Here is a 6,000-nt window from a genome sequence, read left to right on the forward strand (position 1 = left end):
GCGTCGGCGGCAGCGGGCGCGGCGGGGATCCCGGGGGCCGGGAACGTCCGGGGGGCCGGGGCGGCGGCAGCGATCGGGGTCGGGGGGAGGGGCGCGGGGACGTTCGTCGGTGCCCCGAGGCCCGCCCGACGCCGGGGCGGGGTGGCCCCGACCGCGGCCCGCTGAACGCTTGGCGCGGGCGCGGCTGCGGCGGTGGTCGCTGAACCGGCGCGGGGCGCAGGCGCGGTGGCGGCGGGACGCGCGGGGGAGGGCGGTGGAGGGACCGGACCCGGGCGCGCGGCAGCCGGGCTGCCCGCGGCGGCCGGGGGCCGGAGGGGCCCGCCCGGCGACGATGCGGGACCGTTCGACGACGATGCGGGCGTCGGGACGGCAGGCGTCGTCGCGCGCTGTAGGCCGAGGGGCGTCGCGGGACCGCTGCCGCTCGCGGGCGAGGTCGAGGTCGAGGCCGAGGTCGAGGGCGGGGTGAAGCCGCTCCGGACCGGACCGGCGCCGGCACGGGGCGCGGGACCGGCGGCCGGGGTGGCGTCGGCATGAGGCGCGGGACCGGCGGCCGGGATGGCGCGTCCGCTCACCGGGGCAGGCAGGGCCGCCGCGCCGGTGCGCGGGGCGGACACGGCGGACGGACCGGGCGCGGGGGACGACGGGGTGGGGCCGTGGGCGGGCGTGGGCAGGGGCAGGGGCGTGGGTGCGGGCGCGGGCGTCGGTGACGGGCCCGGGCCCTGGCTCGCCGCCGCCGTACGTCCCGCGACCGCCCGCTGCACGTCGTGCGCGCCGACGGACGGAGCCGTCGCCGCGCCCGGACCGGCGGGAGCCGCGGCAGGCCTCGCCGTCCCTCGCGGGGCGTCCGGGGCCGCCGGGGCGGGAGGGGCGGAGCCGGTCCTCACGGCGGGCGCGGCACTGCTCGCCGCCGAGGAACCGGAGGCGGTACCGACGTCGACGCCCGCGCCCCGCACCGCTCGCTGGACGGGCGTTGTGCCTCCGCGGGGCGGGACGGGCGTGGCCGGGCCGGCGCCGGTAGGGGAGCCGTGGGGAGCGGCGGGCCGCGGGGCGGGTGCGGGGCCGCCGCCTCCCGGGCCTGCGCCGCTGGGCGAGGCCGTCCCGGGTCGGTCGGGGCCGACAGGCGCGCGGACAGGCGTAGGGCTGTCTCCCGCCGCGGAGTCGTCGTGCGCGCCGGGTCGGCGCGGACTCGCCGCCCGCTGGATCTCGACCGGTTGCCGGGCGGACCCGGGACCGTTCCCCGCATCGGAGTCACCGGAGTCACCGGGTGGGACGGCTTCCCGCCGGCTCGCCGCCCGCTGGATCTCCACCGGCGGGCGGGCGGACGCGGTCTCCCCGCCCGCACGGGAGCTGCTGGGCGCTGCGCCTCTGGCTGACCCTGTGGCAGCCTCCGTGGCTCCCGCTGTGGCTGTCGCTGCGGCTTCGTGCCGGTCGTCCACTGGGCGTCGTGCCACGACCGGTCGGCCCGCGCCGGCGCCCGTGCTCGTAGGGCCGGCTCCCGCGCCGGCGCCCGTGCTCGTAGGGCCGGCTCCCGCGCCGGTGCCGGGGGCGGTCGCCGCGCCCTGGTCGGCCGCCCGCTGAACTGCGACCTGGCGCTGGACGGACGCGGAGTCGTCCTCAGGTACGGAAGGGGCAACGGGTGCGGGAGCGGGGACCCGCGCAGGCCCAGGTGCAGGCGCAGGCACAGGCACAGGTGCAGGCGGGGACAGCGGGGCCGCCGCCCGCTGGACCGCCGTCGGCCGGGTCTCGGCGCTCGCGGGTGCGAGGGGCGCGGGGGGCGTACTGCCCGTCGGAGTGGGCGAGTCGGCTGTGCTGACCGTCCCCGCGGGGTCCGCGGCCCTGACCGCTCGCGGGCCCGGCGCCGGTTCCTCGGCGGTCGTCGGGCCTTCGCCGCCGGTGGCCGTGCCCGCGCCCGTGCCCCGGCCCGAGGACTGCGCTGGGCCGGGGTCGGTGGACGGTGAGGTGGGCGCGGGCCGGGCGGGCAGCGTCCGTCGCTGGACCGGCGCGGACGTCGACCTCGTCAACGGGGCCGGCATCTTCGCCGCCGGAGGGGCCGCCGGGGCCACCCGGATGCCCCGCGCCGGCGCGGCGGGAGCGGGACGGGACGCCTCCGCCGGGCGGGCGGCGACCACGGGCATGCCGGGGAGGGAAGGAGGCGTCGGGGCGGACGGTCGCGCGGACGCCACCGACGAGGACCCGGCCGACGAGGACCCGGCCGGGGACGGCGCGTTCGGGGAGGACGAGCCCGCCGCGCCGGCCGAGCCGAGCCGGTCCGGAGCCGCAGCCGACAGGGGGGCAGAGGCCGGGGTCGGCGACAGCGCCGGCGTCGACGGGAGCGCGCGTTGCAGGGGGATCGCCCGGGGCGGCGCGGCGGACCGCTCGGGCTCCGCCTCCGCCTCCGCGGCCGTGGCCGGGGTCGCCCGGAGGTTGCTCATCAGGCCGCCGGGGGCCGCGTCCAGCACCGCGTGGGAGCGGACGCCCGTGAACGAGGGGTTCTGCCAGGTGGCCAGCCGGCCGCCGAAGCCGGCGTCGGCGACGCCCGACGGGCCGACGGCCGCGGTCCGCTGGATGGGCGGGAGCGAGGACCAGGCGGCAGGGACGACGCGCGTACCCGGACCGCCCTGCCCCGCCGCACCGCCCTGCCCCGCCGGACCGCCCCGCCCCGCCGAACCTGCGGCGGCACCGGATCCGGACTCGGGTCCGGACCCGACGGCGGACCCGACGGCGGGCGCGGTTCCGTGGGCGCCCGTCGTCGTCGGCGCGCCCGCGTCGCCACGGCCGTGCTCCACGCCCGCCGTGTTCCCGCTGCCGGTGCGCTCGCCGCGCTCCCCGCGTCCACCGCGCAGTCGATCCAGGAACCCCATGCCTCAGCCCTCCGCCCCGCCCCGGGTCACCAGGGACGCGATCTGGTCGGCGTAACGGCGCCGGTCGTGGTGTTCCAGGTCGAGGATGTCGTCCTGGCTCCAGTGGAAGTGGTAGGCGACGTACGCGATCTCCTCGTGCAGCCGGTCGGTCGCGTACGTCACGATTCCCCCAGGCGGCTCCCGCCGAGTTCCACCTCGAAGGGCTCCGAGCAGTGCGGGCAGCGCACCGAGGCGCGGGTGTGCCCCTCGGCGTTGACCTGGCGGTAGAAGTCCTGGAGGAACGCCAGGTCGGAGGCGAACATGTTCTCCACGATGCCGTCGTGGACGAGCGGCAGCGTGCCGAGGCGGGTGATGACCCGGCCGAGCAGGACCACCGACAGGTACGCCGGGTTCTCCTGGACGCGGATGTCGCGGAGCGGGACCAGTTCGTCCCGTGCCGTCGCCAGCCGCATCACGCCGTCGCGGTGCACCGTGCCCGCCTCGTCGACGTAGCCGCGCGGCAGCTCGAAGGGGAACTCCGTCTGCAGCCGGTACGCCGCCGGGGCGGGGGCCGCGGCCGGTGCGGGTTCGGGCACGGCGGTGGCCGGGAGCGCCTCCTGCGGCTCCCCGCTCGCCGCCGCCGCCCGGACAGCCGTACGCCGCATTACTCGATGACCAGTTCTTCGAACGTGATCGTCACGGTCTCGGTGAGCGCGGACGCCTCGCCCGCCTTGACCGTGCTGGTGTCGATCTTGCTGCACCAGGCGTTGCGCATGTTGTACCGCTTGACCGGGTTGTTCATGTAGTCCATCACCATGATCGTGGCGTTCTTGCGGGCGGTGCCCATCACGCCGTTGATCGACTCGGTGATCCACTGGTTGAACGCCGCGGACTGGGTCATGCCGCGCACGACCGTGCAGGTGCCGGCCTTCTTCACGCCGGGCAGCTTCTTGGTGACCGGCTTGCCCTGCGCGGACACCTGCTGGTACTCGATGACGTCCTGCTCGATGCTGAGGCCGCTGACCTCGGCGAGGTACTCGACCATGACGCCGTCGATCTGCAGGCCGAAATTGTGTGAAGTGAGGGCGTCACCCGGCTGGAGACTCATCTGGCTTTCCTTCTACGGGAGTTGACTGCGGGGCGAGGGATACGGGTCCGGAGGGTGGGGCGGCGGCCCGCGCCGCTACTCCTCCAACTCGCCGCTCCCGCTCTGGAACTGGGCCAGGCGGAAGATCACGAACTCGGCGGGCTTGACGGGCGCGATGCCGATCTCACAGACCACCCGGCCGAGGTCGACCGACTCCGGCGGGTTGGACTCCTCGTCGCACTTGACGTAGAACGCCTCCTCGGGGCGGGCGCCGAACAGCGCGCCCGCGCGCCATTCGTTGACCAGGAACGCCGAGACGTTGCGCCGGATCCGGGCCCACAGGGCGTGGTCGTTCGGCTCGAACACCACCCACTGGGTGCCGATCAGGATCGACTCCTCCAGGTAGTTGAAGTACCGGCGGACGTTGAGGTAGCGCCAGGCCGGGTCGGAGGAGAGGGTGCGGGCGCCCCAGATGCGGATGCCGCGGCCGGGGAACGCGCGGATGCAGTTGACGCCGATCGGGTTGAGCAGGTCCTGCTCGCCGCGGGTGATCTGGATCTCCAGGTCCACCGCCCCGCGCACGACCTCGTTGGCGGGGGCCTTGTGGACGCCGCGCTCGGAGTCGTTGCGGGCCCACACGCCGGCCACGTGGCCGCTCGGCGGGATCAGCCGGGCCTGGCCGGCGGACGGGTCGAAGGACTTGATCCACGGGTAGTAAAGCGCTGCGTACTTGGAGTCGTAGCCGGCCGTCTCCTGGCGCCAGACGCGGATCTGACGTGCGTTGAGGCCCGGCGGCGGGTCGATGATCGCGACGCGGTCGCCCATCAGCTCGCAGTGCGCGATGAGGCCGAGCTGGACGGCCTTGACGGACTCCAGGTCGATCGCGCCGCGCTGGTAGGCGGCCATCAGGTCGGGGACCGCGACCATGGACACCTCGTCGACGGCCTCCAGGCCGCCGAAGCCGGTGCGGTCGGAGCTGTCGCCCAGGTACTGCGCGGGGCCGACCGGGGCGGTCTCCTCCGTCGGCACGGCGGGTGCGGCGGAGGGCGCGGCCGGCAGGGCGACCGTCTGGTTCTCCGGCCGGGCCAGCTGCGCGGCGGGCGCGGCCTCGGCCACGGTGATCAGCCGCGAGCGCTCCTTGACCTGCGTGACGACGTAGGAGCGGTTGCCCTTCTTGGCGCTGACGTCGAAGGTCTCGACGGGCTTGTCCCCGTCCTTGACGATCAGCTTGAAGCGCTCGGCGGGGCCCTCGCCCTCGGCGTCGGCGACCTCGACGCTCAGCGGGCCGCCGCTCTCGCCCGCCGCGACGGCCGTCACCGTGAAGGTGCCGAGCTGCTTGGGCTCGCCGGCCGGCAGCGCGGCGGGCGCGGCCGCCGAACCGGAACCGGCGAGGGCGGCCGGGGACTTGGCGTCGCCGGCGGCTCCCGCCGGGGAACCGCCCACGCGGACGACGTATGCCGCCGAGCCGCCGTTGTTGAAGAACCCGTAGACGGAGTGCGCCAGGTAGTAGCCGTCGGTGAAGTCACCGAAGGCCGCCACGTACTGGGTCCAGTTGGTCACCAGCGTCGGCTCGTTGAGCGGGCCGGTCGGGGCGAGCCCGACGAAGGCCGCCACCGAGGTGCCCACCCCTTCGATCGGGCGGGAGCCGCTGGCCACCTCCTCGACGTATACGCCGGGCGACAGGTAGGACGGCATGCTGTGCTCTCCTCGGGGTACGCGTCAGGACGTCTTTCACCGTCACGCGCGAAGCGCGTATCCCGAAACGGCCCTCGGTGCACACCCGGGGGCACCCCGCCTGCCCCCACGGGCAGGCCGTGCCGCCGCGCCCGCCCGGTAGGGACGCCGACCGCGGGCTTCGGCGGCCGGAAGGGACTCCTGGGCAGCCGGCCGGTCCCGTCGGGCACGGCGGCCTGCCCTCCCGCCTCTGACGTCGGCCCGGCCCTCCCCGTAGCGTCGGCGCGTGAGCCTGTGGACTTCCCTGGAACCTTCTTCCGCCACCGTCGACCCCGGCAGCAGGGCGACCGTGCGGCTGCGTGTGCGCAACACCGGCGACGTGGTCGACGAGTACCGCTT

At 76.5% G+C, this 6,000-nt stretch carries 4 protein-coding genes; all 4 read right to left on the reverse strand.

The features are described 5' to 3' along the window. Positions 1-2,864: 2,864 nt before the first annotated feature. Positions 2,865-3,023, reverse strand: a complete 159-nt coding sequence (locus tag ACFVYK_RS32225) for a DUF6760 family protein (protein ID WP_167467653.1) — start codon at positions 3,021-3,023, stop codon at positions 2,865-2,867. Further along, the gene (locus ACFVYK_RS32230; RefSeq protein ID WP_389780121.1) at positions 3,020-3,505 is read right to left on the reverse strand and encodes a hypothetical protein; all 486 of its coding nucleotides are present in this window, start codon (positions 3,503-3,505) and stop codon (positions 3,020-3,022) included. Before ACFVYK_RS32230 ends, ACFVYK_RS32225 begins: the two co-directional genes overlap by 4 nt. Continuing rightward, complete coding sequence (locus ACFVYK_RS32235; RefSeq protein WP_069774061.1) at positions 3,505-3,948, reverse strand: phage tail protein; 444 nt, start codon at positions 3,946-3,948, stop codon at positions 3,505-3,507. The genes ACFVYK_RS32230 and ACFVYK_RS32235 overlap by 1 nt, the downstream gene beginning before the upstream one ends. A gap of 75 nt (positions 3,949-4,023) precedes the next feature. Next, positions 4,024-5,622 carry a phage tail sheath subtilisin-like domain-containing protein gene (locus ACFVYK_RS32240; protein ID WP_389780123.1) on the reverse strand — a complete coding sequence of 533 codons (1,599 nt, stop codon included), beginning with the start codon at positions 5,620-5,622 and terminating at the stop codon, positions 4,024-4,026. Positions 5,623-6,000: the final 378 nt, after the last annotated feature.

It is taken from the genome of Streptomyces sp. NPDC058291, from assembly GCF_042880855.1.
Taxonomy (GTDB): domain Bacteria; phylum Actinomycetota; class Actinomycetes; order Streptomycetales; family Streptomycetaceae; genus Streptomyces.

Excerpts from the sequence above, each read along its gene's own strand:
- ACFVYK_RS32230 (WP_389780121.1), bottom strand. The coding sequence starts at position 3,505 with ATGCGGCGTACGGCTGTCCGGGCGGCGGCGGCGAGCGGGGAGCCGCAG.
- ACFVYK_RS32235 (WP_069774061.1), bottom strand. The coding sequence starts at position 3,948 with ATGAGTCTCCAGCCGGGTGACGCCCTCACTTCACACAATTTCGGCCTG.
- ACFVYK_RS32240 (WP_389780123.1), bottom strand. The coding sequence starts at position 5,622 with ATGCCGTCCTACCTGTCGCCCGGCGTATACGTCGAGGAGGTGGCCAGC.